The sequence below is a fragment of the Paracidovorax oryzae ATCC 19882 genome (assembly GCF_000687165.1).
Classification (GTDB): domain Bacteria; phylum Pseudomonadota; class Gammaproteobacteria; order Burkholderiales; family Burkholderiaceae_C; genus Paracidovorax; species Paracidovorax oryzae.
In genome coordinates this window covers 99294-126271 of sequence record NZ_JMKU01000014.1, presented here as the reverse complement: position 1 = coordinate 126271, position 26978 = coordinate 99294, and the positions used below count along the sequence as shown (strand labels likewise).

The window sequence follows — 26978 nt, the reverse complement described above, 5'->3', positions numbered from 1 at the left end:
CCACCACCGGCCACTGGCGCGCGGCCTGGATGCATAATGCAACACGATTGCATTAACAGGCTTGCATTGCCAGGCCGCACGCCATGCCGATTCCCGCCGCATCCACGGACCCGTCCGCGCCATCGCCTTCCGCCGCGCAGCGTGCTTTGCCGCAGGGCCTGCGCTCCACGCGGGCCGTGCGGGCCGTGCTGGCGCTGATGGAGTCCGATCCTTCGGCGGCGCGTTCGGGCACGGAGGTCGTCGCGGCGCTGGAGCGGCGCGGCGTGCCGGCCAACCGCGTCACGGTCTATCGCCTGCTGGACCGCCTCGCCGTGGCCGGGCTGCTCGACCGCCATGTGGACGCGCAACGCGTGACGCGCTACACGCTGGCGGGCAGCTCCCAGGAGCGCTGGGGTGCGCGCTTCGAGTGTGCCGAATGCCACCGCCAGTTCCGCATCGCCGACGGGGCGGCTCCGCTGCGCGCCGCCATGCGCCGCGTGCTCCAGGCCTTGGCGGAAGCCGGCCACGCCGAGCTGGCCGCGGATGTCTCCGTGCGCGGCCGGTGCGCGGAATGCGCGGGCACCGGGGCCGGGGAGACCCGCGGATGATCCGGTCGCGCGGGCTGGAATTTACCCATTCCGGCGGCCCGTCCCTGCGTTTTCCGGATGTGGACCTGCCCCAGGGCGGCTGCCTGCTGTTGCGCGGGCCTTCGGGCTCGGGAAAGTCCACCTGGCTGGCCCTGGCTGCCGGCCTGCGCTCGGCATCGGCCGGCACGCTGGTGGTGGCGGACCGGGATCTGGCCGGAGAGGCCCCGCCCGGCCAGGCGGGGCGCGACGCATGGCGCGCGCGCACCGTCGGCTTCCTGCCGCAGGCACTGCATCTTTCGCCGGCGCTTACCGTTTCCGAAAACCTCGCGCTGGCCTTCTTCGCGGCCGGACTGCCCCGGGACGACCGGGCGATCGCCGCGGTGCTGGACCGGCTGGGCCTCGGCGGGCTGGCCCGGCGCCATCCGCACCAGCTCTCCGGTGGCCAGGCCCAGCGGGTGGCGCTGGCGCGCGCCGTGCTGCTCTCGCCGCGCGTGCTGCTGGCCGACGAGCCCACTGCCAGCCTGGATGACGAGGCCGCCGCCGCTGCGCTGGCGCTGCTGGCCGGCAGCGCTGCCGGCTGCGGTGCCACGCTGGTGGTCGCCACGCACGACCGCCGCGCGATCGACGCGCTCGCGCCCCGGGCCGCCACGGTGTCGCTGGAGCGGGGGGCGCAATCCCTGGCCGGGGAGGCCGGGCCATGAGCGCGGCAGCCCGTGCCGGCGAACTTCTGCGGCTGTCGTGGCGCTACCTCTGGTCGCGCCCGCTGGCATCGGCGCTCAACCTGTTGCTGCTGACGCTGGGGCTGGCCGCCGTGGTGCTGGTGCTGCTGGTGTCCGAGCAGGTGGACCGGGGCTTCGAGCGCGATGTGCAGGGAATCGACCTGGTGGTCGGCGCGAAGGGCAGCCCGCTGCAGCTGATCCTGGCGGGCGTGTTCCACATCGACGTGCCGCCCGGCAATATCGCGCTGCAGGATTTCGAGGCCCTGCAGCGCAATCCGCTCGTGGCGCAGGCGATCCCGCTGAGCCTGGGCGACAGTTTCGCCGGCTACCGCATCGTCGGGACGACGCCGGAGTATCCCGCCCACTACGGTGCCGCATGGGCGGCCGGGCGCGTCTGGATCCGCCCCATGGAGGCCGTGCTGGGCGCCACCGTGGCAGGGGCGATGCGGCGCGCTGCCGTTGATGCCGGACGCACCACCCTCGGCAGCGGGCCCGGCGGGTTGCTGGGGCAGTCCTTCGTGGGCACGCACGGCCTGGCCCCGGGAGGCGAGGCGCATGGCGACAATCCGTACACGGTGGTGGGCGTGCTGCAGCCATGCGGCTGCGTGCTCGACCGGCTGGTGCTCACCGCCACGGAATCGGTGTGGAAGGTGCACGAATCCGCGCAGGCCGACGACCCGGACGACCTGGAGGTGCTGCGCCAGGAGCGCGAGGTCACGCTGGCGCTGGTGCGCTACCGCAGCCCATTGGCGGCGGTGACGCTGCCGCGTGCCATCAACAGCGGCACCCCCATGCAGGCCGCGTCGCCCGCGGTCGAGATCACCCGGCTCGTGGGCCTGCTGGGCGTGGGGGCCGACGTGCTGCGCGCCTTCGGCGGCGTGCTGCTGGGCGTGGCCGCGCTGAGCGTGTTCATTGCGCTGTGGAACGCGGTGCGCGAGCGCCGTGCCGACCTCGCCATGCTGCGCATGCTGGGCGCGCCGCCGGCCCGCGTGGGCGGGCTGCTGCTGTGCGAGGCGTTGTGGCTCGCCCTGATCGCGTCGCTGCTGGGCCTGGCCTGCGGGCACCTGCTGGCCGAAGGAGTGGGGCGCCTGCTGGCCGCGCGCAATGCCATGCCGGTGACCGGCTGGGTCTGGCTGCCCGGGGAATGGGCCGTTCCCGCGCTTGCCGCGGCGCTGGCCGTGCTGGCCGCCCTGCTGCCGGCCCTGCAGGCCTACCGCGTCGATGCGGGCGAACTGCTGGGGCGGCCCTGAACACCGCAGTCCCGCTGCCTTCTTTTTTGTTTTTTCACTGTCCGAAAGGAACCTCCATGCACCGCACTTTCCGATCCACCGCCATCGCCCTGGCCTGCGCGCCGCTGCTGGCCTTGGGCGCACTGTCCGCCCATGCCCAGGACACCAAGGAGCATGCGCACGGCGACAAGGAGATCCAGGCCGACATCCAGCGCCACCGGGCCATGGCCGCGGCGCATGAAGCCGCCGCCAAGTGCCTGGAGTCCGGCAAGGGGCACGACCAGTGCGTGAAGGAACTCCAGGCCGCCTGCAAAGGCCTGGCCATCGGCAAATTCTGCGGAATGAAGCACCAGCATTGAGTGCGCCGGCCCCGGGCCGGTGCCGCATGCGATGATCTCCCCCGCGAACACCGTGTATCCGATGAAATTCCCGCTTTCGTTCCTCGCCTGTGCCCTGGCATGCACGGGCACCCTGGCCGCGCAGGGGGCTGCACCGGCCTCCGGCGGCGGGGGCGCGGCTGTTCCTGAACTTTCGTCGCCGCTCGGGGCACCCGCCGCTGGCGGCCTGCCCGGCCCCGGGGGGCTCCCGGCCGGTTCCGGGCCCGGCTACCACAGCCCGCAGAGCCCGATCAAGCCCTTGCCGCGGCGCGAGGATGTCGTGCCATGGTCCACGCTGACCAATCTCACCAAGAAGACCCTGAAGACGCGTATCGCACCCGTTTTCAATGCCGAGCAGAAGGCGCTGGACGGCAAGGTGCAGCGCCTGCAGGGTTTCATGGTGCCCATGGACACGCGCCCGCTGCAGCGCCATTTCCTGCTGACTTCCGTACCGCTGACCTGCGCGTTCTGCATTCCCGGCGGGCCGGAGAGCATGGTGGAGGTGAAGGCCTCCGTCGGCGTGCCGTATTCGCTGGAGCCCATCGTGGTGCAGGGCGAATTCAAGACGCTGGGCAATGACGAGTACGGCCTGTTCTACCGCATGGTCAACGCCGAGCCCGTGAAGTGATCCGGCCCGCCGCCATCATCCGCCGCTGCTCCCTGGACGCGCTGCCGCCAGCAGGCGCCCTGCGGATGCGCAGCCGCGCGTTCGCGCTGTGGATGTGGCTGGCGGCGGCCCTGGTGCTCGCTCCGGCGCTGGGCCGCGTGCACCAGGTGGTGCATGGGCCGGTGGCGGCCATGGCGCTGCAGGGCGGCGGGGCCGGTCTCATCCCGCCTTCGCATGGCCACGATGCGGGCCTGCTGCAGGTGCTGTTCTCGCACCATGCGGACAGCGATTGCCATCTGCTCGACCAGTCGCTCTTCGGAGCGGCCCTGCTGCCCGCGCTGTTGCCGGTAGCGATGCCGGCGGCGGCGCCGGCACCTGGCGACCTGCCCGCAACGGGCGTCGGCGCGCGGCCGCAGCGCGCCTTCCTGGCCCGCGCGCCGCCGCATTCCCGCGCGGCCTGATCCAGCCTCGCCGCTCGACCCGCCAGGGCGCAGCGGCCTTCCTCCTTTTTTTGCATCCGCTGTGCGCCTGCCGTGGCGCCTGCATGCCTGCACGGGGCATGCGGGCACCACGCGTGCGGCGCCGTGTTCTCTTTCTTTTTCGTCGCCCGCCATGAATTCCAACGCTTTTTCCTTCCCGGGCCGCTCCGGCCGCGCGGCGCTGCATCCGCTCGCCTGTGCCGTGCTGCTGCTGGCGGCCTCCGGTGCCCGCGCGCAGACGGCCGCCGACGCTGACACGTCCTCCGCCGCACCCCGCGCGCGTTTGCCCGAGGTGACCGTCACCGGCAATCCGCTGGGCGCCGACACGGTGGTCGTGCCCGCCGCCCAGCTGTCCGGCGACGACCTCACCCTGCGCACCGAATCGACCCTCGGCCAGACGCTGGATGGCCTGCCGGGCGTCAGCAGCACCTACTTCGGCCCCAACGCCAGCCGGCCCATCATCCGCGGCCTGGACGGCGACCGCATCCGCGTGCTGCAGAACAGCGGCGCCACGCTGGACGCCTCGGCCCTGAGCTTCGACCACGCCGTGCCCACCGAGGCCCTGACCACCGAGCGCATCGAAGTGCTGCGCGGCCCGGCGGCGCTGCTCTATGGCGGCAGTGCGGTGGGGGGCGTGGTGAACGTGATCGACAACCGCATCCCGCGCGAGCCGCTGAACGGCGTGGACGGCAAGGCCGAAGCCTCGGCCGCCACCGGCAACGGCGAGCGTGCGGGCGCGGCGATGGTGGAAGGCGGCAACGACCGCTTCGCCCTGCATGCCGACGTGTTCGACCGCAATACGGACGATGTGCGCGTGCCCATCGACCTGACCTGCACCAAGCCCGGCTCTCCCGGCCTGGCGCGGCGCATCTGCAACTCCGCCAGCCATACGCGCGGAGGCGCCGTGGGCGGAACCGCCTTCTTCGACCAAGGCTACCTGGGCCTGTCGGCCAGCACCTACCGCAGCGATTACGGCACGGTGGCAGAAGACGACGTGACGATCGGCATGCGTTCCAACCGCTACGCGCTGGATGGCCTGTGGCGCTTCGGCGCAGGCCCGCTGCAGAGCGTGCGGGTGCAGGCCAGCCATACGGACTACCGCCATACCGAGTACGAAGGCGGAGCGCCTGGCACCACCTTCCGCAATGGCGGCAACGACCTGCGGGTGGAGGCCCGGCACGCGCCCATCGGCCGGCTGCAGGGCGTCATCGGCCTGCAGGCCGAGGCCTCTCGCTTCTCGGCAGAGGGCGAGGAGGCCTTCGCGCCCCGCAGCCGCAGCCACAGCACCGCGCTGTTCCTGCATGAGGAGCTGGGCATGGACTGGGGCAAGCTGACCTTCGGCGCCCGCGCGGAGCGGGACTCGGTCGAATCCTTCGGCAGCCCGGACGTGGACCGCTTCGCCGTGGGCAGGCACGATTTCCATCCGCACAGCGCCGCCGTGGGCGCGCTGTTCAACCTCGCGCCCGACTGGCAGCTCACTTCCAACCTGTCGTACACCCAGCGCGCGCCCAAGGATTACGAACTGTTCGCCAACGGTCCGCACGTGGCCACGGGCGCCTGGGAGACGGGAGACCCGGGCCTCGGACTGGAAAAGGCGACGAGCGTGGATGTGGGCGCGGCCTGGAAGAGCGGCCCCAACCGCTTCGCCGCCACGGCCTTCCTGAGCCAGTTCTCCAACTACATCGGCCTGACGCCCACCGGGCTGCTGCGCTCGGAGGAGGGCGACGTGGTGCCTGCCGGCACGGACGGCGCACTGCCCGAGTACCGCTACCAGGGCGTGCGCGCGCGCTTCTACGGCCTGGAGGCCAGCGGCAGCGTGCGCCTGGTGGGCGAGAGCGGCGTGGTGGCCCCGGAATCCCGCCTGCTCGGCGACGGCTCCACGCTGGATTTGCAGCTGCGCGGCGACATCGTGCGCGCCACCAACCGCGATACGGGCCAGCCGCTGCCGCGCATCGCGCCCCTGCGCCTGGGCAGCACGCTGCTGTGGGCGAGCGGCCCCTGGCGCGCAGGGCTGGGTTTCGACTACCTGGCCGCCCAGGACCGTGTGCCCGACGACGGTACGCGAGCGACCGGCGCATACACGCTGTGGAACGCCTCGCTCGGCTACCGCACGCAGTGGCAGTTCGGCGCCACCCGGAGCACCGCACTCTGGTACGCACGGCTGGACAACATCACCGACAAGCTGGCCTACAGCCCCACGTCGATCCTGACGACCACGGCGTTCCCGAAGGCGCCGCTGCCCGGACGCAGCCTGAAGGTGGGCGTGAAGGTGGACTTCTGACGTAACCCCGGTGGGCAGGGGCGCCTGCCCCTGCTCAGGACAGCCTGTCCTTGAGCCGGTACCAGGCGCCGACGAGCGGCAGGAACCAGGGCTTGCCGAAGTGGCCCGCGATGGCCGGCCAGTCGAAGTCCTTCCAGGGGTTGAGGTCGGTGCGGCCGTCCATGACCTCCGCCATGATGGAGCCCATCAGGGTGGACATCTGGGTTCCGTGGCCGCTATAGCCCATGGAGTAGTAGATGCCGTTGCGCTCTCCGGCGCGCGGCAGCCGGTCCCGCGTCATGTCCACCATGCCGCCCCAGCAGTAGTCGATGCGTGCCTGGCCCAGGTCGGGGAATATGCGGCGCAGCGAGGCCTGCAGGATGGCCCCGCTCTTGCGGTCGGACGTCTCGTTGGACACGGCGAAGCGCGCCCGTCCGCCCAGGAGCAGGCGGTTGTCCGGCGTGGTGCGGAAGTAGGTCACCATGTGGTTGGTGTCCACGGCCATCCGGCGTTGCACAGGCCGCCTTTGCGTCCCGACGCGGCGTTGCCGATGGTGGAGGCTTCGAGCAGCACCACTTTCGCCCCTTTCCTGGCCTCGCTGCAGCACGAAGCCCTGGCCCTGGCCGAGCGCAAAGCGCCAGTCTTCCAGCCGGTAGGGCCACGACATTTCCCGGGAGAGCTTCCAGGCGCCCTCCACGTGCATGTGCGAGAACACGGCGAGTTCCGGGTGCATGGTCGCCTAGAAATCCGCGACCTTGCCCCATGCCGAGTGCCGGAACCGCTCGGGATCGTAGGGGCGGGGATCGAAGATGGGTGTGTCGCCGCTGGCGAGGTCGGCGATCAGGTGGCCGGCCCCCGGCCCGATGCCGAAACCGTGGCCGGAGAACCCGGCGGCGAGGATGAACCCGGGGATGCCCTGTACCTCGCCGATGCCCGGCACGCCGTCGGGCGTGCTGTCCACGTAGCCGGCCCAGGCGTTGGCGATCTGCGCCTCCCGCAGCGCCGGCAGCAGGGCGACGGCCCGGCGGTGGGTTTCCCGCACGGCCGCCGGGTCCGCCTTCGGATCGAGCACGCGCATGCGTTCCATGGGCGTCGTCGCATCGAGGCGCCAGCGGCCCAGCGTCTCATGGCCGCCCCGGATGCCCTCCAGGCCGCCGGGGAACACATTGCGCCAGCGCTTGGCGAACATCGGGACGAACTGCGGCGCGAAGCGCAGCAGCTGTGGCGTCGGGTCCACCCGGCCACGTCCGCTGATCGCCAGCGTGTAGCTGCCGTCGCTGCGCCGGGTGAGGGACACGCCTGCCGTGTGCAGCGTATCGGGCAGTGCCTCGGCGACCGCCGAGACGCGCACGATGGACTGGCGGACCGTCGCCTGGGGAAAGCGGACTCCCAGCTGGCGGCAGAACGAGGAGGCCCATGCGCCCCCGGCGTAGATGGCGATGCGCGTGCGGATGGTGCCGGCTTCGGTGACCACGCCGCTGACGCGCCCGCCCTGCAGCTCGATGCCCCGGGCGGCGCAGTTCTGGTGCACGGTGCCGCCGAGCTTCATGAATGCGGCGGCAGCGGCTGGAGCGGCCTTGGCGGGATCGGCGGTGCCGTCGCTGGGGGAGAGCACGCCGCCTTTCCAGGGCCGGCCCGTAGCGCTGCCGCGCCGCGTGGCTTCCTCGGCGCTCAGCATGTGGGTGACCACGCCGGCGGACTTCGCGAAGACGCCCCAGCGGGCCCAGCGGTCGAGTTCGGCCTCGTCGTTGCTCAGGTAGAACAGGCCACAGCGCCGGAAACCCGTGTCTTCGCCGGACTCGGCGGTGAACTGCTCCCAGAGTTCCAGGCTCTTGGTGGCCATGGGCAGTTCCCGGGCGTCGCGGTTCTGCTGCCGGCACCATCCCCAGTTGCGGCTGGACTGTTCCGCGCCGATCCAGCCCTTTTCGACCAGGGCGACCGACATGCCCCTGCGCGCCAGGTAGTACGCAGTGAAGACGCCGATGATCCCGCCACCGATCACGACGGCATCGGCGCTGGTGGGCAGGGGGGACGACGTCTCGATGAGGCGCAGCGGCTGGTGCATGGAGGGATCTCGCTTTTCGGTCGGAACGGAACGCAGGGATGGTGCTGGGCGCCGGGGCAGCGATGCGGTGGTCATGCGTCCGGCTCCCCGGCCCAGCCCAGGATCGCCTTGGTCTCCAGGTACTCGTGGAGACCCTCGACGCCGTACTCGCGCCCGTTGCCCGATTGCCTGTAGCCGCCGAAGGGGGCATGCGGGCTCCAGGCGGGGTTGTTGATGTGCACCTGCCCGGCACGGATCCGCATCGCGACCGCCCGGGCCGCCGCCAGGTCCGCGCCCTGCACGTGGGCGCCCAGGCCGTAGATCGTGTCGTTGGCGATGTCCACGGCTTCATCGACCGTGTCGTAGGGAATGAGAACGAGCACCGGCCCGAAGATTTCCTCCTGGGCGATCCGCATCCGCTGGTGCACGTCGGAGAAGATGGTCGGGCGCGCGTAGAAGCCGCGCTCCAGGCCCGCCGGACGGCCGGGGCCGCCGCAGACCAGGCGCGCACCTTCCTCGATACCGGCGGCGATCATTTCCTGCACGCGTTGGAACTGGGCCTGGTTGGCCACCGGGCCGTGCGTGGTTCGCTCCGAGCGGGGATCGCCGACGACCATGCGCGACACGGCCTCGGCCGCGAGGCGCTCGGCTTCGGCGAGTCGGTCGCGCGGCACGACCATGCGCGTCGGGGCGCTGCAGGACTGGCCCACGTTGCGCATGCCTGCCGCCACGCCGGCCGGCACGGCCACGGAAAGATCGGCATCCGGCAGGATGACGTTGGGGGACTTTCCGCCCAGTTCCTGGGCCACGCGCTTGACCGTGGGCGCGGCCGCCTGGGCGACGAGTACGCCCGCCCGCGTGGAGCCGGTGATCGAGACCATGTCCACGTCGGGATGGGACGCCAGCGCGGCCCCCACCTCCGGGCCTTCGCCGGCCACGAGGTTGAACACGCCGGCGGGTATCCCCGCGTCCTGCACCGCCTCGGCGAAGAGCATCGCGCTGAACGGGGACAGCTCGCTGGGCTTGAGCACCACGGTGCATCCAGCGGCCAGCGCCGGGCCCACCTTGGCGGTGATCTGGTAGAGCGGCCAGTTCCAGGGCGTGATCAGGCCGCAGACACCGATGGCCTCGCGCACGATGGCCATGCCGCCGCGGTGGGTGACGAAGGGATGGCTGGCCGCCAGGTCGCGGGCCACGCGCAGGTGCTCCGCGGCAATCGGGACCTGCGCGCCGCGCGCCACGGCGATGGCGGATCCCATTTCCAGCGAGATCGCCTGGGCGAACGCTTCCGCACGCTCCAGGACCAGGGCATGCAGCCGGCCCAGCAGGTCCGCACGCTGCAGCGGCGTGGTTGCGGACCAGGCCGGGAAGGCGCGCCGGGCCGCGGCGATCGCTGCAGCGGCGTCCCGGGCATCGCCCAGCACGATGTCCGCCAGCGGCTGCTGCGTGGAAGGGTCGATGACGGTCGCACGGGACGTTCCCTCCGGCCGGCGCCAGCCGCCATCGACGAAGATGCGGTCCAGGCGGCCGTCGCGGGCCAGGCGTTCGATGAGGGGCGCAGTCATGGGAACGATCGGCTTCATTGCAGGCAATTGCACCATGCGGCACCGCACGGCCGGTTGGGAAAAGCGGGGCGCAGAGCGACGAAGCTGCGGTTTTTGGGGGGCTCGGCGGCATGCCATGCGGTGGGCCGGCACGCGGCCTGCACGCGGGATAATCCTCCGTCGCGCGACGCCCCCGACCTTTCCACATGACTCCCCCACCGCTCCATTCCGCCTGTGCCTTCCTTCTGGCCCTGTTCGCGTCGGCGCACGCCGCCGCCCAGCCCGCCGGACCGATACCGAAGGAGGAACTGCAGATCCTCGCCAGCGTGTACCGCGAACTACAGACATCCCTGGTGGAGAAGCCGGACGACCGCGCACTGCTCGTCGCGGCGACCAAGGGCATGGTGCGTGAGGCGGATCCGGACAGCGGCGAGTACTTCACGGCCGCGGAGCTCGAGGTGCAGCGCCAACCTGCAGCCCCCGACGCGGAGGCCATCGGGGTCCAGCTCCGTTACCGCGACCACCAATACCAACTCGTCCCGCTGGAGGGCAGTCCGGCCGCGCAGGCGGGCATCGCTTCCGGCGACCGGCTGTATGCGGTCGATGGCGCGCGGGTGAAGGGGCTGGAGCCCGCCAGGGTCCGTCAGCTCCTGTACGGTCCCGCCGGCAGCACGGTGGCGCTGACCGTATTCCGCGAGTCCTCGCTGTCCGTCCTCACCATTGCGGTCGAGCGACGGGCCTATGCGGCCCCCAGGGTGTCGCTGTCGCGGCCGGCACCCGGCATGGCGCAATTGCGCGTGCCGCACTTCAACGCCTCGGCGCTGCAGGAGGCCGCGGAAGCGATCGCCGGGGCGTGGCAGGCGGAACCGTTCAATGCCATGATCCTGGATCTGCGCGGTTGCCCGGGAGGCCTCGTCGAATCGACGGTGGGCATCGCCTCCATGTTCCTGCCCAGGGATACGGTGGTCATGAAGACTTCCGGCGCGGGGGCGCAGGCCGGCGCCACCTACCTGGCCACCCCCGATGCCTACCGGGGCGCAAGCCGGCAGGATCCGCTGGAGAACCTGCCGCCGCAGATCCGCACGATGGCGCTGGCGGTATTGGTGGATGCCGACACGGCGTCGGGCGCGGAAATCGTCGCGGCCGCCCTGCAGGACCACCGGCGGGCACGGGTCTTCGGCCGGCCCACGGCGGGGCGCGGCAGCATCCAGACCATCCGCCCGATGCAAAAGGGTGCGATCAAGTTCACGACGGCCTACTGGATCTCCCCGGGCGGCCGGAGCATCCAGGGAAACGGCGTGGCGCCGGACCAGATCGTGGCGGATCCCTCTGCGCAGAGCACGCTGCAGGCGGCGATGGCGTCCCTGCAAAAGTGACTCGCATCCGCCCGTGAACTCTCCCGTCTTCGCCTCCCTCGTTCCCGTCATCCTCTGCATCGCCATCGGCTTCTTCGCGGCCCGCATCGGCTGGGTGCGTGCCACGGCCATCAAGGACCTCTCCAACATCGTCTTCCTGGTGCTCACGCCGGCACTGCTGTTCCGCACCATGGGCGCGGTGCGGGTGCAGGACCTCAACTTCGAGCCGGTGGCGCTGTATTTCCTGGCGGCGAGCCTGGTGTTCATCGTCACCATGGCCTTCGCGGGCTTTTCCACCCGCGCGGCGGCGCGCGGCCTGGCCAACATGTTCAGCAACAACATCATGATCGGCGTGCCGCTGGTCGGGCTGGTGTACGGCAAGGAAGGGCTGGTGACCCTCTTCACCCTGATCTCGCTGCATGCGCTCGTGCTGCTCACGGCCGCCACGGTCGTGTTCGAGCTGGCCGAGGCGCGTGAAAACCAGCGCTCGGGCCGCAGCACGCCGCGCCCGGTACTGCACACCGTGCTGCAGGCGGTGCGCAACGGCATCGTGCACCCGGTGCCATTGCCCATCCTGGCAGGCCTGTTGTTCGGCCAGACCGGCCTCGTGTTGCCGGAGGTGATCGACAAGCCGCTGCAGGTGCTGGGCACCGCGCTCGGCCCCATGTCGCTGCTGCTGGTGGGCGTGACCCTGGCCTACACCAAGGTCGGCCACCATGCGCGGGAGGCGCTGGGCATCGCCGTGGTCAAGAACATCGCCCACCCGCTGCTGCTGTTCGCGCTGGCCTGGGGCATGGGCCTGTCCGGCCTTTCGATAGCGGTGATGTTCACGGCCGCGGCCCTGCCGGTGGGCGCCAATGTGTTCCTCTTCACCCAGCGCTACGGCACCATGCAGGACGAGGTGTCGGCCAGCATCGCGCTCTCGACCACGCTGGCGCTAGTCACCGTGCCGATCATGCTGCTGCTGGCCCAGCGGCTCTGGCACTGAGCCCATGCCCGGTGGCCTGCGGGTTCAGAAAGGCCGTGTCAGCAGGCCATGGACGGTGCGGATACCGTCGATGTAGTTGCCCATGCGCATGTTCTCGTTGCTGGCATGCTGGTTGTTGTCGGCATTCACCAGGGGCACGATGACGAAGGGCACGTCGAGCACCTTGACGATTTCCGCCGTGGGCACGGTGCCGCCCATCATCCGGATGCGCACCGGTCCGGGCTGCGCGCCGAAGGTCCCGGCCATCGCCTGGTACGCCCACTGGCCCACGGCCGAATCGATCGGCGTGCCGGCGGCGTCCCCGCCTTCGCTCTGGTAGGAGAAGCTGGCCAGCTTCTCGTAGCGGGCCCGGTCCTCGTCGCTCGGCTGGCCCTTCACCAGGTGGTAGCCCTGCTGGCGGATGTGCGCCTCGATGCGCTGGCCGAGGTAGCGGGCGTCCGAATCGGGCGTGGTCCGCAGGTCGAGTTCGGCGACGGCGGTATGCGGCACGATGTTGGCGACCTTGTCGCCCACCGCGGCCGAGGCCATTCCGCGCACGTTGAGCGACGGATACTGCATCGCCTCCTGGTAGTTCGCACCGACGCTGTCGGGCTTCGCGATGCCCAGGCGCTTGCGCATCGCGCCCTCGTCGTCGGGCACCGCGGCCATGATCCTGCGCTCTGCGTCGCCGAGCCTGACATGGTCGTAGTAGCCCGGCACGGTCACACGGCCTTGGTCGTCCTTCATCGACGCCAGCAGCGTCGCCAGGCGTTGCGCGGGGTTGGGCGAGTAGTTGCCGTAATGCCCGCTGTGCAGCGCCACCTTGGCGCCGTACACGGTCAGGGTCGCCTGGGCCGCGCCGCGGTTGCCGAAGATCAGCGTCGGGCGGTTGGTGGCGTGCATCGGGCCGTCGTGGATGACGATGGCATCGGAGCGCAGCAGCTCGCGGTGGGCGGCCATCACCGTGCCGATGGACGGCGAGCCCTTCTCTTCCTCGCTGTCGAGCACCACCTTCACGTTCACCCCCAGCGTGGCGGAACCAGCCTGGATGGCATCGATGGCCGAGAGGAACATCATGATCGGCGCCTTGTCGTCCGCGGACGAGCGGCCGAACACGCGCCATTCCGGATCGACCCGGCCTTCGAGGAGCTGTGCGGAATCGATCTCTTCCCATTCACCCGCCGCCGAGCGGCGCTTGAGCACGGGAACCCACGGACTCTTCTGCGCCCACTGCTCGGGGATGACGGGCTGCCCGTCGAGGTGCATGTAGAACAGCACGGTCTTGCGCTGCGGATCGGCGCCCGGCAGTTCGGCGAACAGCATGGGCTTGCCGTCGTTCTCCAGCTGGCGGGTCACGAAACCGCGCTTGCGGAAGGACGCCTCGAGAAACTCCACGTTCCTGCGCACGTCTGCCGGGACGATGGCGTCATTGGGCAGTTTCAGCAGATCGAAGTATTCGCGGTAGCCGGCCTGCGCGAAATGCTCGGCGGAGGCGGCGGACAGTTCGGCGGCATGGGCGCCGGCACAGGCAGCGAGGGCGGCTGCGGCGGCCAGGGAAAGAAGTTTCTTCATACCGGCCGACGATACTCCGGAAACCGCAGTCAGGGCGCGAGGCGCTCTCGCACCCAGGCGCCGGGAGTTTCCTCCCGGTAGCAGAGCCGGTCGTGCAGGCGGCTCTTGCGGCCCTGCCAGAACTCCCAGCGGTCGGGCTTCAGCCGGTAGCCGCCCCAGTGCGGCGGGCGGGGCGGCTGCAGCAGGAACTGCGCACCGTACTTCGCGGCATTGGCCACCAGCACGCCCCGGCCGGAGATCACCTCGCTCTGCGGGCTCGCCCAGGCGCCGATGCGCGAATCCAGCGGCCGGCTTGCAAAGTACGCGTCGCTCTCCGCATCGCTCACTTTCTCCACCCGGCCCTCGATGCGCACCACGCGCTCGAGCTCGACCCAGTGGAACTGCAGTGCCGCGTACGGGTTGCCGGCCAGCTGCCGGCCCTTGCGGCTCTCGTAGTTGGTGTACCAGACGATGCCGCGCTCGTCGTAGCCCTTGATGAGCACGATGCGCGAGCTCGGACGCAGGTCGGCGCCCACCGTGGCCAGCGTCATGGCATTGGGTTCGGGCACCTGCGCAGCCATCGCTTCCTGCAGCCACTGGTCGAACTGCCGCAGCGGATCGGCATGGGAGGCCTCCTCGCCGAGTTCAGCGCGCTCGTAGCTCTTGCGCAGGTCGGCGATGGAGGACGACAACGGGGAGGAGGGGGAAGACATGCCGCGATTGTGCATGCCTTCCGCCCGCCGCCGTGCCGCGCAGGGGATGCCTGCGTCACACCGGCGCGGAATGGCGGCCCTGGCCTGCCATGCGCTGCAGCAGCGCGCCCGTGTCCACCTGCTCCCCGGGGCGCTCGTCGGGCACGCCGCGCAGGGCGCCCCAGCAGCGCGACACCATGTCGGCCACGCCGTTCATCGTGTTGACGATGGTCCGCCCGGCCGGGAAAGTGAGCGCCAGGGAGGGGTGTTCGATGGCTTGCAGTTCCGCCTCGGTGATCTCGATGCCCCGGGCCCCGCCCGGCTGCGCCTGCCCGAGCCGCTCGACCGCCTTGTGGGCGATGAGCTCGATGATGCGGCGGTTCTTCTCGGCATCCGTGGTGAGCTTGCCGCCGATGCCGCCGAGGTGGTTGCCGGTCAGGATGCCTGCGCCCAGGCTGAGCACTTCCGTGGGCGTGTTGACCATGATGGTGACGATCTTCTGCACCACGGTCGGCAGCACGTGGGCTCGGGCCATGGTGTCGAACGGCAGGAAGCCCGTGAGCAGGCTGATCACCGAGCCGATGCCCATCGAGTTGATGGCCAGCCCGTGCCCAGGCGCCGCCTCCAGCGCGCCCCGCGTGTCCGCCATGGCGTGGTCGGCCAGCGCGCGCCGGGCCTGGGCCTCGCTGGCTTCGGCGGCCGGCTCCAGGCCGGGGGCCGGGAAGAAGCCCTCGTTCATGCGCTCCAGGACCCCCGTCGCCATCTCGCCATGGGCCGCCGCGATTTCCCGCGGTACCATGGCACCCGAGGTGGAGACGGCGATCTGGTTGGTGACCATGCTGACGGGCTCCATGGCCCAGCGCTGTGTCAGGCCGGCCACATTGTTTGGAATGGAGCCGAGGGCCGCGATGGTGCCGGAAATCGCGGAGTCCTTCAGGTCGTCCATGAATTCCGCGAAGGTTTCCGGCAGCAGGGGCTCGTTCTGGAACGTGCCGAGCAGGCGCTTGATGACGAGGGAGTCCACGGTTTCCGCGAACAGGGGCGTGAGCGATGCCAGCAGCACTTCCGTCATGCGGGTCGCGGGATGGTCCTCGCCGAGGGCGGCGGAGACCTGGCCCATCACCGCGCCCCAGGCCACGACGTCCAGCGCATAGGCCAGGCCGCCGCTGCCCACCAGGCTCGCCAGCATGCTCCAGCCCAGGGCGGGCGTGAACTGCTTCTGGGTCAGCACGGCATTGACGGCCTGTGCGCCCATGCGACCGCGGAGCTCGAGGGTGACGGGATCGCTGGCTCCCAAACACCGGTTGACCAGTGCCTGCAGGTCCGCATGGTCCGACTCTGCCTGGTAGCGCACGCCCTGCAGGAAGGCGAACGGGTGCTTTTCCGGGTTCCCTTCCAGCCCGGGAGCCGGCGTGAGGTGCGCGTCCTCCGCTTCGCTGGAGGGCTCCACGTCCTTGAGGCTGACCGGGCGCAGCCGGGCCTCTTCGCCGAAAGCCGCCGCCCCCTTCTTGATCGCCTCGCGCGCCGCATAGGTGGAGAGATCGATGTCGGCTTCCTCCGTGCCGCCGTCGGCCAGGTGGATTTCCCGTACCTTGCAGCCTGCGGAGAACTCCCAGGCGTTCAGGAGGATGTCGGCCTCCAGCGGCAACCGCAGTTCGGTGGTGCCCTGCAGGTCGAGGCGGGCGGCCTCTTGCGGATGCTTCGCCTGCACATAGTCGAGCACGGCCTGGATGGCCTTGTCCGGGGAGGCCAGGCGCTGGTCCGGTCCGCGGCCGACGGCGCCCTTGAGCGCCATGGGGTGCTGGAACTGGTCGGTGGAAATCACTTCCTTGAGCCGTGCGACGTAGGCATCCCGCTGCACGCGGTTCAGCCGCACCTGCAGCACGGCCTGGCGCGCCAGCGTGGCCAGGTTCGCCTGCGTGCGGGCGTCGCGGCGGGCCTGGGTGCCGTGCAATGCATCCGCCTGCGCGAGGCGGTGGCCCGCGCGGGTGCGCTCTGCGGCGAGCATCTGCCGCAGCACCGCGCCACGCAGCCGCGCATTGCGGTGCGGCGCACTGGCCGCAGCAGCCGGGGGCGCGCCGTCCGGCTCTTCAGCCGCGCGCTGGCGCAGCAGCGGCTCCGTCAGGCCGCCGGAAGCGTGCCGGCGGCTGCCGGATGACACCGGAGACTGCGAAGGCGAGGCGGCGCCGGAAGACGAGGCTTCTCCGGCGGAGCTGCTGCGGCGGAGAGAGGGGAATTGCAGAAAGGTCATGGTTTTCTTATCGGAAGGATCAGGTTGCGGGGCCGGCCTCGTGCGAGGCGCCGGGGAACGGCCGGACAGGCCGCCACAGCCTTCTGGATGGCCGTTTGCCCCAATCTATTCCGATAGGTGAAATCGCCCCGCAGGCCGGCGAAGCGATGGCCGCCGGAGCGAATGGCGCCGGTGGCGCAGGCCGGTCAGCCGCGGCTGGAATCCTGCGGGGAAAACCGCAGCAGCCGCGCCAGCGCGCGGTCCTCGATGCCCAGGCGGCGCAGGCCGTCGTAGGTGGCCTGGGCATAGTGCAGCGTCGTGCCGTACCGGCCGGTCGCTTCCGAGAAGATGCGCCGGTACTCGGCCTCCGACAGCTCCCCCGTATGGTTGGGGCTGCTGCGCGAGAGCGTGAACGCCAGCGCCCGCACGGTGCCCAGGGGCGTGGAGCAGGGCAGCCAGCGCGGGTCGTACACGCCCGTGGGCATCTCGCGCTGCCAGAGGTCGATCATCACCTGCCGGGCATGCGCGCGCTCCACGCGGAAGACCATGCCCCGGCAGCTGCCGCCGGGGAACATGCCCAGCACCAGGCCCGGGCATTCGGGCGTGCCGCGGTTCACGCGGCTCCACATCTTCAGCGCGCGGTGCCAGCCGTGCACGCGCGCGAGGCGCTGTTCGGCGAACTCGAAATCGGGGCGCCAGATGAGCGAGCCATACCCGAAGATCCAGAGGTCCTGCGTGCCGCCCCATTCGGCGAGGGCGCGCTCCAGCATGGGCGCCGGATCGCGCACCGGCGAGGGCAGGGCGGCCGGGGCCGCGCCACTACAATTCGCGGTTTCGTCCATTCCACCATTATTCATCTACGGAGTTTCCCATCATGGCCTTCAGTTCTTCCGACGACGACAGCCAGCAACGCTTCGCCCTCGGCTTCCTGTTCGCGATCATCGCGATCGTGGTGTCCGCCGTGGTGGGCACCGTGGTGGTCCAGCGCGGCATCGCCCGTCCGGCTGCGGAACCCGCGCCCGCCGCGGAAGTGGTGGCTCCGGCCGGTACGCTCGACATCGCCGGCAACGAGGTCGCACGCGTGGTCGTGGCCGGCAGCGTGGTGAAGTTCTACTTCGCGTCCGGCCGTGCCGACCTCACGGCCGATGCGGCCCCGGCCATCGCCGACGTGGTGCGCGCAGTGAAGGACGGCAACCGCCGCGTGGTGATCTCGGGCTTCCATGACGCCACGGGCGACGCCGCTGCCAACGCCGAGCTGGCCAAGCAGCGCGCCCAGGCCGTGCGCGATGCGCTGGTGGCGGCCGGCGCGCCCGAAGACCGCATCGAGCTGCGCAAGCCCGAACTCGCCCAGGGCGACGGCAATGCCGCCGAAGCCCGCCGCGTGGAAGTGACGCTGGACGCGGCTTGATCAGCCCCGGCCGGCGCGGGAAGCGATCGCGATGATCGCCCTCAGGGCCTCGAAAGCGCTCCTGGTGCTGCTGGTGGCGCTGTTCTGCCTGCTCGTCGGCTACAACAACATCGTCGATTACGGGTCGAACTTCGAGTTCACCCGGCACGTCCTGCTCATGGACACGACGTTTCCGGGCAACCGGCTCATGGGGCGTGCGATCTCCTCGCCGCTCCTGCACCATGCCGCCTACTGGCTCATCATCGCCGGGGAACTGGTGACCGGAGCGTTGTGCCTGGCCGGTGCCATCGCGCTCTTGCGGCAACTGCGCAGCGCAACTGCGGCCTTCGCGCGGGCCAAGACGCTCGCGGTCTGCGGCCTGACACTCTTCCTGCTCGTCTGGTTCTTCGGATTCATGACCGTCGCGGGCGAATGGTTCCTGATGTGGCAGTCGCCGCAGTGGAACGGCGTCGAATCCGCCTTCCGCTTCATCGTGTGCATCGGCGTGGTGCTCATCTACGTCGCGCAGAACGAAAATACCTAGCGGTACGGCCGCCAGAGCAGAGTCGTGAACACCACAGCCCGGTCCGCCGGGCTTTTTCTTTTCCGCGCCCGAAGCGAAGGCTCCGGCCTCGATCCGATCAAGTGCTCGGGATGAACGGCCGACGCGGAAGCGCTTCTGGTACGCCTGTGCCAAGCTGGCAGTGGGACTCGGCAGGGCGTATCTATTTTTTGCAACCATCCGAGCAGATCAGTACCGCCGCCATGACCGCCGTTCAGCAGTGAGCGGCGTATGATGTGATTAAATCCTATCGAACGGAAAGGAATGGCCATGCGGACGACGCAACAGATGAGCATCACACTGCCTATCAGCATAGCGGCAGTGGTAAAGGAAAAAGTTGCCAGCGGGGCATATGCCAGCGAGAGCGAGGTGATTCGAGAAGGATTGCGTGCGCTGCTGGCGCGTGATCGCGCTGTCGAGAGCTGGCTTCATGGCCAAGTCGGCACGGCCTACGATGCGCTGGCCGCAGATCCGGGGCGCGGACTCTCCGCTGACAGCATCCGCGCGCGCCTTGCTGCGGAACGCCTCAAGGAATGACGCACCAAGTTGTTTTCTCTCCAGAGTCGCAGACCCAGCTGCTGGAGCTGTACCGCTACATCGCCCGTGTTGCATCCCTCGAGGTTGCCGCGCGCTACACCGATGCCATCGTCGACTATTGCGAGGGCCTCGCGCAGTTTCCACTGCGGGGAACGAAGCGCGATGATGTGCGTCCCGGCCTCAGAGTTACCCACTACCGGAAGCGCTCCGTTATCGCGTTCTCCGTGGACTCGTCACGCGTCTCGATATTGGGAATTTTCTACGGCGGGCAGGATTATGAGAGCTTGCTCCAGGAGGAGCCTGATGACGCCCATCTTGGGCACTAAAAGCGTGGTGAGCGTAGAGGACTTGGCGATAACGAAATCCCAGTGTCCAGCAGCTTTTTTGCAGCACCGGACCAGCGTCAGGTGCTGCCGCGAACAATGAGCTCGTAGTCGAGCGACACACAGTGCCGTGCGGGCGGCGTCCCGTGCATCAACCCCAGCAGCATCGCAGCGCCGGCCCGGCCGACCTCGCCGCGCGGGGTGCGCACCGTGGTGAGGGGCGGCACCATCTGGTCGCTGCCGGCAAGGTCGTTGAAACCGGCGACGGCCACCCGTTCAGGCACCGGCACGCCGCAGCGGCTGGCGGCCAGCAGGCCGCCCTGCGCGATGTCGTCGTTGCAGAAGAAGATCGCATCCACGTCCGGCGCGCGCCGCAGCGTTTCCTCGAACAGGCGCGCCCCGAGCGCGATGGAAGAGCCCTCGGGGCTCAGCGTTTCCAGTTGCGGGTCGTACAGCCCGGCCTCGCGCAGCGTGCGGCGGTAGCCCTCGGCGCGCTGCAGCGTGCGCGGGTCGAGCTGGGCAGCGCAGAACGCGATGCGCCGCCGGCCGCGCTCCAGCAGGTGGCGCGTGATGGCGGCGCCCGCCTCCAGCTGCGAAAACCCCACGCAGTACACGCCGGGCGCTTCGCTGGTCTCCATCAGGTGCACGCAGGGCACGCCACTGCGCGCGATGAGCTGGCGCGCAGCCTCGCTGCGGTCGAATCCGGTCACGAGCAGGCCGGCGGGCCGGTGCGGCAGGTAGGTGCGCAGCAGCACCTCTTCCTCGGCCGCATCGTAGTGGGTCACGCCGATCAGCGGCAAAAAGCCCTGCGGGAACAGCGTGCGGTGCACGGCCTCGAGCAGGTCCACGAACAGCGTGTTCGACAGCATGGGCACCAGCACGAGCACCTGGGTGCTGCGCTGCGAGGCGAGGGCGCGTGCGGCCGGATCGGGCACATAGCCCAGTTCCTGTGCGGCGGCCTGCACGCGCTCGGCCAGGGCCGGGTCCACGCTGCGCTCGCGGCGCAGCGCGCGCGAGACGGTGATCGGGCTCACACCCGCGAGCCGGGCCACGTCATCCAGGGTGACCCGGCCGCTGGCGCGGCGGGCCCGTCGGGGGCGGGGCAGGGCGGAATCGTTCAAGGGTTAATCCGGATCGGTCTGGCCGCCATTGTGTTCTAGGATAGCGCTATCTTGCTCAGGGTTAACGACAGGGCAAGGCGATTTACCTCATCCATTCGACGGAGACGACGCGGCTGGCTTCCGAAAAGAGGCCTTCGCGATTTTTATGAACTCAACGGATAGCGCTATCCAAAGCAAAACGCTGCCCGCCGTGGTGGTGATGGGCGTTTCCGGCTGCGGCAAGTCCAGCGTCGCGGCCGAGGCCGCCGCACTGCTGGGCTGGACCCTGCACGAAGGCGACGCCTACCATTCCCCCGAAAGCGTCGCCAAGATGCGCGCCGGCCAGCCCCTCACCGACGAGGACCGGGCCGGCTGGCTGGACCGGCTTGCCCACCTCCTGGCCCATGCCGTCCACCCCGGCGATGGAGCGGGGCAGGGCGGCATCGTGCTGACCTGCTCGGCCCTGCGCAGCCGCTACCGCGACCACCTGCGTGCCGCGGCACCCGGGCTCCGATTCGCGTTCCTGGAGCTGGACTACGACCATGCGCTCGCGCGCGTCAGCCACCGGCCGGGCCATTTCTTCTCGCCCACGCTGGTCGCCAACCAGTTCGCCACGCTGGAATCCCCGCGTGGCGAGGCCGGCGTGCTGGCGCTGGACGCCACGCGGCCCATCCATGACCTGGGCACCTCCATCGCACACTGGATGCACGGCGACGGCGGCGCAGAGGCTGCCGAGCCATCCCCCCACGCCCCAGGCGCCTCCCGTGCGCCGGCCCCTTCCGGAGACACCGCATGACCGACCACCCCGGCGCTGGCGCACCCGCGCGCCGCAAACCCGCGCTCCAGCGCATCGCGGAGCATTTCATGGTGCTGGCCCTGGCCGGCATGGTCGTGGCCGTGTTCGTCAACGTGGTGCTGCGCTACGCCTTCGGCACCAGCATCGTGTCGTACGAAGAGATCTCGCGGCTGCTGTTCGTCTGGCTGGTGGCCGTGGGCACCATCGTGGCCGCGTTCGAGGGCAAGCACCTGGGTTTCGACATGCTCACCGCGCGCCTTTCGGGCGCGCCGCGCAAGCTGCTCTTCTGGGTGAGCCAGGCGCTGGTGGCGCTCTGCATGGTGCTGCTGCTCAAGGGATCGTGGGCGCAGGTGGTGGCCGGCATGGAGAGCTACAGCACCGTGCTGGGCTACCCGCTCGCCCTCGGCGCGGCGGCCACGCTGGTGCTGGCCGTGGGCCTGCTGGTGGCGCTGGTGCTGGACCTGGTGCGCGGCCGGCCGGCCGGCGACGATGCGGGCGGCGACGCCACCATCGAGTGAAGGAGCCGCCATGGTCGTGACCCTTATCTTCCTCGGCGTGCTGATCGGCGGCATGGCCATCGGCATGCCGATCGCCCAGTCGCTGATCCTGACCGGCGTTGCCCTGATGTGGCACCTGGATTTCTTCGATTCCCAGCTGCTGGCGCAGAACCTGCAGGCGGGCTTCGACAACTTCCCGCTGCTGGCGGTGCCCTTCTTCATCCTGGCAGGCGAGCTGATGAATGCGGGCGGGCTCTCGCGCCGCATCATCGACCTGGCGCGCGCCTTCGTCGGCCACATCCGCGGCGGGCTGGGCTTCGTGGCCATCGGCGCGGCGGTGCTGCTCGCGTCGATGAGCGGATCGGCCATCGCCGACACGGCGGCGCTCGCCACCATCCTGCTGCCGATGATGCGGCAGCAGAACTACCCGTCCAGCTACAGCGCCGGCCTGCTGGCATCGGGCGGCATCATCGCGCCGATCATCCCGCCCTCGATGCCGTTCGTGATCTATGGCGTGACCACCAACACCTCGATCAGCAAGCTGTTCCTGGCGGGCGTGTTCCCCGGGCTGATGATGGGCATCTTCCTCATCGCCGCCTGGTGGTGGATCGCGCGCAAGCACCAGCTGGCGGCGATGGAGCGCGTGGCATGGGGCGCCCGGATGCGCGCACTGCTGCACAGCTTCTGGGCCATGATGATGCCGGTCATCATCCTGGGCGGGCTCAAGGGCGGCATCTTCACGCCCACCGAAGCCGCCGTGGTGGCAGCCGTGTATGCGCTCATCGTCTCGATGTTCGTCTATCGCGAAATGACGTGGGCCCGGCTCTACGAGGTGTTCCTGGCAGCAGGCAAGACCACCGCGGTGGTGATGTTCCTCTGCGGCGCGGCCACCGTCACCGCCTACATGATCACCCTGGCCGACCTGCCCAACCTGCTGGCCGGCAGCTTCGCCGGCGTCATGGGCAACCCCGTGCTGTTCATGGCGCTCATGATGGTGTTCCTGCTGGTGGTGGGCACGGCCATGGACCTCACGCCCACCATCCTGATCTTCGGCCCCGTGTGCGTGCCGCTCGCCGTCAAGGCCGGCATAGACCCGGTGTACTTCGGCTTCATGTTCATCTATGTGGGCTGCATCGGCCTCATCACGCCGCCCGTGGGCACCGTGCAGAACGTGGTGGCCGGCGTGGGCCGGCTGCGCATGGAGACCGTCATCCGCGGCACCACGCCGTTCCTGCTGGTGTACGTGCTGCTGCTGGTCCTGTTCGTCATCTTCCCGCAGATGATCACCGCCCCGCTGGGCTGGCTGCACTGAGCCTGCATGCCGTCCATCACGCGTAACGATCCGCTTTTCCCGTTTTCGCTGCTTTCCCACTTTCATCCAGGAGACAAACACCATGCGCATCCGTTTCGCCCTCGCCACGCTCGTGGCCGCCATCGCCGCCAGCGGCGCGTCCGTCGCCCAGGCCCAGGATTTCAAGCCGCGCATCGTGCGCTTCGGCTACGGCCTGGTGGACAACTCCAACCAGGGGCGCGCCGTGCGCTTCTTCGCCCAGGAGGTCGAGAAGGCCACGGGCGGCAAGATGAAGGTGCGCGCCATCGGCAACGCCTCGCTGGGTTCCGACACGCAGATGCAGCAGGCGCTCATCGGCGGCGCGCAGGAGATGATGGTCGGCTCCACCGCCACACTGGTCGGCATCGTGCCCGAGATGGCCGTGTGGGACACCCCCTTCCTCTTCGCCAACGTGAAGGAGGCCGACGCAGTGCTCGACGGCCCCGTCGGCGAGAAGGTGAAGGCCAGGCTCGAACCCAAGGGCCTGGTCGGCCTGGTCTATTGGGAGAACGGCTTCCGCAACCTCACCAACAGCAAGCGTCCCGTCACCAAGCTGGAAGACATGGGCGACATCAAGCTGCGCGTGATGCAGAACAACGTGTTCCTCGACAGCTTCAAGGCCCTGGGTGCCAACGCCGTGCCGCTGCCGTTCTCCGAACTGTTCACCGCGCTGGAGACGCGCGCCGTCGATGGCCAGGAAAACCCGTTCAACACGGTGGTGTCGAGCAAGTTCTACGAAGTGCAGAAGTACCTCACCGTCACCAACCACGTCTACAGCCCGTGGATCGTCACGGTGAGCAAGAAGTGGTGGGACACCCTCAGCCCCGCAGAGAAGAAGGTGCTGCAGGATGCCGCCGTGAAGAGCCGCGATTTCGAGCGCAAGGATACGCGCGAGGAAGCCGCCAAGGCCCTGGCCGACCTGAAAACCAAGGGCATGCAGGTCAACGAACTGCCCGCGGCCGAGGCCAACCGCATGCGCGAGAAGCTCACCTCGGTGAACGCCGGCATCGCCAAGTCGGTGGGCCAGGAGACCTGGGACGCGGTGCAGGCCGCCGTCAAGCAGGCCCGCGGCGGCCAGTAAGGCGCGGGGCGCAGGCGGGGCAGGGCGCGCGCGAACCAGCCATGCGGCCGACCCCGGCCGCATGCGTCCGCGGCCCTCGCCTCGGCCTACACTCGCGGGTCACACGAAAGGCGTACGATTCCAGCCATGGGAGCCGCGGCCCCGCCTGCGTTCTCCCGCCCCCCCTCCCACGTCGATCCTGCAAGGCACCGCCCCACACACCGCCATGCCACTCCACGATACCGTCCACTCCGTCACCGAACGCATCCGCGAGCGCAGCGCGCCCACGCGCGCGGCCTATCTCGCCCAGCTCGATTTCCATGCGCAGCGCGACCGCGGCGCCGACCGCCTGGGCTGCGCCAACGTCGCCCACGCCTTCGCGGGCATGCCGGGCAACGACAAGTTCCGCGTCGTCGCCGAGCGCGCGCGCAACATCGGCATCGTCAATGCCTACAACGACATGCTGTCGGCCCACGCGCCGCTGCGCCACTACCCCGACCTGATCAAGGAGGTGGCCCGCCAGCACGGCGCCACGGCCCAGGTGGCCGGTGGCGTGCCGGCCATGTGCGACGGCGTCACGCAGGGCACGCCCGGCATGGAGCTGTCGCTCTTCAGCCGCGACGTGATCGCCATGGCCACCGCCGTCTCGCTGTCGCACGACGTCTATGACGCCGCGCTCATGCTCGGCGTGTGCGACAAGATCGTGCCCGGCCTGCTGATCGGCGCGCTGCACTTCGGCCACCTGCCCACGGTGTTCGTGCCGGCCGGGCCCATGACCTCGGGCCTCTCGAACAGCGCCAAGGCCAAGGTGCGCGAGCAGGCCGCCCAGGGCCTGGTCGGCCGCGAAGAGCTGCTCGCCGCCGAATCCGCCGCCTACCACGGCGAAGGCACCTGCACCTTCTACGGTACCGCCAACAGCAACCAGATGCTGATGGAAGCCATGGGCCTGCACGTGCCCGGCACCGCCTTCGTCAACCCCGGCGAGGCACTGCGCACCGAACTCACGCGCGAGGCCGCCCGCACCGTGCTCGGCCAGCCCGGTGCGCCGTGCGCGCCCATCGGCCGCATCGTGGACGAGCGCTGCATCGTCAACGCCATGGCGGCGCTGCTCGCCACCGGCGGGTCCACCAACCACCTGATCCACTGGGTGGCCGTTGCCCGCGCCGCGGGCATCGCCATCGGCTGGGACGATTTCGCGGCACTGTCGGCGGTGGTGCCGCTGCTCGCGCGCGTCTATCCCAACGGCAGCGCCGACGTGAACCAGTTCCAGGCGGCCGGCGGCCCCGGCTACGTGATCCGCGAACTGCTGGACGCCGGCCTGATGCACGAGGACGTGCTCACCGTGCGGCCTGGCGGCCTGCGCGAATACACCCGGCTACCGGTGGAAGACGCCGCTGCCCCCGGCACCGGAAAACTCACCTGGGCCCCCATCGGCGCCAGCGGCGACGACGGCGTACTGCGCCCGGCGGATGCACCGTTCAGCCCGATCGGCGGGCTCAAGCTGCTCGACGGCAACCTGGGCCGCAGCGTGATCAAGGTCTCGGCAGTGCCAGAAGACCACCACGTGATCGAGGCGCCTGCGCGCGTCTTCGCCTCGCAGGCCGAGCTGCAGCAGGCCTTCCAGGCCGGCGAGCTGGACCGGGCCTGCGAAGCGCACCCGTCGAAGGGGCTGGTCTGCGTGGTGCGCTGGCAAGGCCCGCGCGCCAACGGCATGCCCGAGCTGCACAAGCTCACGCCGCCGCTGGCCGTGTTGCAGGGCAAGGGCTACCGCGTGGCGCTGGTCACGGACGGACGCATGAGCGGCGCCTCCGGCAAGGTGCCGGCCGCCATCCACGTCTCGCCCGAAGCGCTGGCAGGCGGGCCGCTGGCGCGCGTGCAGGACGGCGACATCGTGCGGTTGGATGCCGTGGCCGGCACGCTGAATGCACTGGTCGATCCGGCCGAGTGGGCGGTCCGCGTGCCGGCCACCCAGCCCGAGGAACTGGCCCGTGCCGACGGACACGGCTGGGGCCGCGAACTGTTTGCCGGATTCCGGCGCAATGCGCTCAGCGCGGAAGAGGGGGCCTGCTCATGGCTGTGAACGGACAAGGGACTTTGACCGCGCAGGACGTGATGCGCGACGCGCCGGTGATTCCGGTGATCGTCCTGACCGACGTGGCGCATGCCGTGCCCATGGCGCGCGCGCTGGTGGCCGGCGGCATCCGCATGCTGGAAGTGACGCTGCGCACGCCCCAGGCCCTGGCCTGCATGGAAGCCATTGCCAAAGACGTGCCCGAGGCCGTGGTCGGCGCCGGCACCGTGCGCAGCGCGGCCGATGCCCAGGCCGCCGTCAGCGCGGGCGCGCGCTTCGCCGTGAGCCCGGGCTTCACGCCCGCCGTGGGCCGCGCCTGCCGCGACCTGGGCCTGCCGCTTTTGCCCGGCGTGGCCACCGGCAGCGAGATCATGATGGCGCAGGAAGAAGGTTTCAACGCCCTGAAGTTCTTTCCGGCCGTGCAGGCCGGCGGCTTGGCCATGCTCAAGGCATGGCAGGGGCCATTCGGCGACGTGGTGTTCTGCCCCACGGGCGGCATCCAGCCGGGCAATGCTGCGGACTTCCTGGCGCTGGGCAACGTGGCCTGCGTGGGCGGCTCGTGGCTGGTGCCCGGCGACGCGCTGGCCGCGGGCGACTGGGCACGCGTCACCGAACTGGCCCGGGCCGCTGCGGCACTGCGTCCGGCACGCTGACGACAGGAAAGGAAATGTCGCCAGCCCGCGCGGTTGGCGATA

27 protein-coding genes are annotated in these 26978 nt (G+C 70.1%); 19 read left to right on the top strand and 8 right to left on the bottom strand.

Going from position 1 to position 26978, the window contains the following annotated elements:
- Positions 1-83 precede the first annotated feature (83 nt).
- The 7 genes from T336_RS0113760 to T336_RS0113730 all read left to right on the top strand — a co-directional run bounded on the left by T336_RS0113760 (position 84) and on the right by T336_RS0113730 (position 6258).
- Complete coding sequence (locus tag T336_RS0113760) at positions 84-587, top strand: Fur family transcriptional regulator (RefSeq protein WP_019702003.1); 504 nt, start codon at positions 84-86, stop codon at positions 585-587.
- Positions 584-1267, top strand: coding sequence for an ABC transporter ATP-binding protein (locus T336_RS0113755; protein ID WP_019702004.1), 684 nt, complete (start codon positions 584-586; stop codon positions 1265-1267). The genes T336_RS0113760 and T336_RS0113755 overlap by 4 nt, the downstream gene beginning before the upstream one ends.
- Positions 1264-2535 carry an ABC transporter permease gene (locus T336_RS0113750; RefSeq protein ID WP_019702005.1) on the top strand — a complete coding sequence of 424 codons (1272 nt, stop codon included), beginning with the start codon at positions 1264-1266 and terminating at the stop codon, positions 2533-2535. Before T336_RS0113755 ends, T336_RS0113750 begins: the two co-directional genes overlap by 4 nt.
- A gap of 56 nt (positions 2536-2591) precedes the next feature.
- Complete coding sequence (locus tag T336_RS0113745; RefSeq protein WP_026432991.1) at positions 2592-2873, top strand: hypothetical protein; 282 nt, start codon at positions 2592-2594, stop codon at positions 2871-2873.
- A 61-nt stretch (positions 2874-2934) separates the two neighbouring features.
- Positions 2935-3519 carry a DUF3299 domain-containing protein gene (locus T336_RS0113740; RefSeq protein WP_035208091.1) on the top strand — a complete coding sequence of 195 codons (585 nt, stop codon included), beginning with the start codon at positions 2935-2937 and terminating at the stop codon, positions 3517-3519.
- Positions 3516-3959: a hypothetical protein gene (locus tag T336_RS0113735; protein WP_019702008.1), complete on the top strand. Its 444-nt coding sequence runs from the start codon at positions 3516-3518 to the stop codon at positions 3957-3959. Before T336_RS0113740 ends, T336_RS0113735 begins: the two co-directional genes overlap by 4 nt.
- A 151-nt stretch (positions 3960-4110) precedes the next feature.
- Positions 4111-6258, top strand: a complete 2148-nt coding sequence (locus T336_RS0113730; protein ID WP_019702009.1) for a TonB-dependent receptor — start codon at positions 4111-4113, stop codon at positions 6256-6258.
- A gap of 34 nt (positions 6259-6292) precedes the next feature.
- On the opposite strand, the gene T336_RS0113725 is transcribed toward T336_RS0113730, so the two are convergent.
- From T336_RS0113725 to T336_RS0113715, 3 genes are all read right to left on the bottom strand, one after another.
- Positions 6293-6904 (bottom strand): NAD(P)/FAD-dependent oxidoreductase, encoded by a 612-nt coding sequence (locus T336_RS0113725; RefSeq protein WP_404821588.1) that lies wholly within the window; start codon positions 6902-6904, stop codon positions 6293-6295.
- Positions 6905-6976: 72 nt separating this feature from the next.
- Positions 6977-8302, bottom strand: coding sequence for an NAD(P)/FAD-dependent oxidoreductase (locus T336_RS0113720; RefSeq protein WP_026432988.1), 1326 nt, complete (start codon positions 8300-8302; stop codon positions 6977-6979).
- 71 nt (positions 8303-8373) lie between these two features.
- A complete protein-coding gene (locus T336_RS0113715) occupies positions 8374-9846 on the bottom strand; it encodes an aldehyde dehydrogenase family protein (RefSeq protein WP_050858881.1) in 1473 nt (490 codons plus the stop codon).
- Between the two features lie 185 nt (positions 9847-10031).
- On the opposite strand from T336_RS0113715, the gene T336_RS0113710 reads away from it, so the two are divergent.
- Together T336_RS0113710 and T336_RS0113705 are read left to right on the top strand one after the other, a co-directional pair.
- A complete protein-coding gene (locus tag T336_RS0113710; protein WP_026432986.1) occupies positions 10032-11201 on the top strand; it encodes a S41 family peptidase in 1170 nt (389 codons plus the stop codon).
- A 13-nt stretch (positions 11202-11214) separates the two neighbouring features.
- Positions 11215-12168, top strand: coding sequence for an AEC family transporter (locus T336_RS0113705; protein WP_019702013.1), 954 nt, complete (start codon positions 11215-11217; stop codon positions 12166-12168).
- Between the two features lie 24 nt (positions 12169-12192).
- Here T336_RS0113705 and T336_RS0113700 read toward each other — a convergent pair whose 3' ends face one another.
- The 4 genes from T336_RS0113700 to T336_RS0113685 all read right to left on the bottom strand — a co-directional run bounded on the left by T336_RS0113700 (position 12193) and on the right by T336_RS0113685 (position 17477).
- Positions 12193-13719, bottom strand: coding sequence for a M20/M25/M40 family metallo-hydrolase (locus T336_RS0113700; RefSeq protein WP_051647210.1), 1527 nt, complete (start codon positions 13717-13719; stop codon positions 12193-12195).
- Between the two features lie 29 nt (positions 13720-13748).
- Positions 13749-14426 carry a pyridoxamine 5'-phosphate oxidase gene (gene pdxH / locus T336_RS0113695; RefSeq protein WP_051647208.1) on the bottom strand — a complete coding sequence of 226 codons (678 nt, stop codon included), beginning with the start codon at positions 14424-14426 and terminating at the stop codon, positions 13749-13751.
- Positions 14427-14466: 40 nt separating this feature from the next.
- Positions 14467-16641 (bottom strand): hypothetical protein, encoded by a 2175-nt coding sequence (locus T336_RS0113690; protein WP_026432984.1) that lies wholly within the window; start codon positions 16639-16641, stop codon positions 14467-14469.
- 185 nt (positions 16642-16826) lie between these two features.
- The gene (locus tag T336_RS0113685) at positions 16827-17477 is read right to left on the bottom strand and encodes a gamma-glutamylcyclotransferase (protein WP_084151432.1); all 651 of its coding nucleotides are present in this window, start codon (positions 17475-17477) and stop codon (positions 16827-16829) included.
- 17 nt (positions 17478-17494) lie between these two features.
- On the opposite strand from T336_RS0113685, the gene T336_RS0113680 reads away from it, so the two are divergent.
- The 4 genes from T336_RS0113680 to T336_RS0113665 all read left to right on the top strand — a co-directional run bounded on the left by T336_RS0113680 (position 17495) and on the right by T336_RS0113665 (position 19432).
- Positions 17495-18028 carry an OmpA family protein gene (locus T336_RS0113680; RefSeq protein WP_019700216.1) on the top strand — a complete coding sequence of 178 codons (534 nt, stop codon included), beginning with the start codon at positions 17495-17497 and terminating at the stop codon, positions 18026-18028.
- A 31-nt stretch (positions 18029-18059) separates the two neighbouring features.
- Positions 18060-18551, top strand: coding sequence for a DUF2165 family protein (locus tag T336_RS0113675; RefSeq protein ID WP_035226020.1), 492 nt, complete (start codon positions 18060-18062; stop codon positions 18549-18551).
- Positions 18552-18839: 288 nt separating this feature from the next.
- Positions 18840-19106, top strand: coding sequence for a ribbon-helix-helix domain-containing protein (locus T336_RS0113670; protein ID WP_026432981.1), 267 nt, complete (start codon positions 18840-18842; stop codon positions 19104-19106).
- On the top strand, positions 19103-19432 hold the full coding sequence (locus tag T336_RS0113665; protein ID WP_026432980.1) for a type II toxin-antitoxin system RelE/ParE family toxin: 330 nt from the start codon (positions 19103-19105) through the stop codon (positions 19430-19432). The genes T336_RS0113670 and T336_RS0113665 overlap by 4 nt, the downstream gene beginning before the upstream one ends.
- Before the next feature lie 77 nt (positions 19433-19509).
- Here the strand turns inward: T336_RS0113665 and gntR are convergent, their stop codons facing one another.
- On the bottom strand, positions 19510-20550 hold the full coding sequence (gntR, locus tag T336_RS0113660; RefSeq protein WP_019700220.1) for an HTH-type transcriptional regulator GntR: 1041 nt from the start codon (positions 20548-20550) through the stop codon (positions 19510-19512).
- A gap of 145 nt (positions 20551-20695) precedes the next feature.
- Between gntR and T336_RS0113655 the strand changes: the two genes are divergently transcribed.
- From T336_RS0113655 to eda, 6 genes are all read left to right on the top strand, one after another.
- Positions 20696-21325 carry a gluconokinase gene (locus T336_RS0113655; protein WP_026432979.1) on the top strand — a complete coding sequence of 210 codons (630 nt, stop codon included), beginning with the start codon at positions 20696-20698 and terminating at the stop codon, positions 21323-21325.
- Positions 21322-21843, top strand: a complete 522-nt coding sequence (locus T336_RS0113650) for a TRAP transporter small permease (RefSeq protein WP_019700222.1) — start codon at positions 21322-21324, stop codon at positions 21841-21843. Before T336_RS0113655 ends, T336_RS0113650 begins: the two co-directional genes overlap by 4 nt.
- 10 nt (positions 21844-21853) lie before the next feature.
- Positions 21854-23134 carry a TRAP transporter large permease gene (locus T336_RS0113645; protein WP_026432978.1) on the top strand — a complete coding sequence of 427 codons (1281 nt, stop codon included), beginning with the start codon at positions 21854-21856 and terminating at the stop codon, positions 23132-23134.
- An 82-nt stretch (positions 23135-23216) separates the two neighbouring features.
- Positions 23217-24233, top strand: a complete 1017-nt coding sequence (locus T336_RS0113640; protein ID WP_026432977.1) for a TRAP transporter substrate-binding protein — start codon at positions 23217-23219, stop codon at positions 24231-24233.
- 205 nt (positions 24234-24438) lie between these two features.
- Entirely contained in the window at positions 24439-26292 is a 1854-nt protein-coding gene (gene edd, locus T336_RS0113635) for a phosphogluconate dehydratase (protein ID WP_026432976.1), read from the top strand.
- Positions 26283-26936, top strand: a complete 654-nt coding sequence (eda, locus tag T336_RS0113630) for a bifunctional 4-hydroxy-2-oxoglutarate aldolase/2-dehydro-3-deoxy-phosphogluconate aldolase (RefSeq protein ID WP_026432975.1) — start codon at positions 26283-26285, stop codon at positions 26934-26936. The genes edd and eda overlap by 10 nt, the downstream gene beginning before the upstream one ends.
- Positions 26937-26978 lie beyond the last annotated feature (42 nt).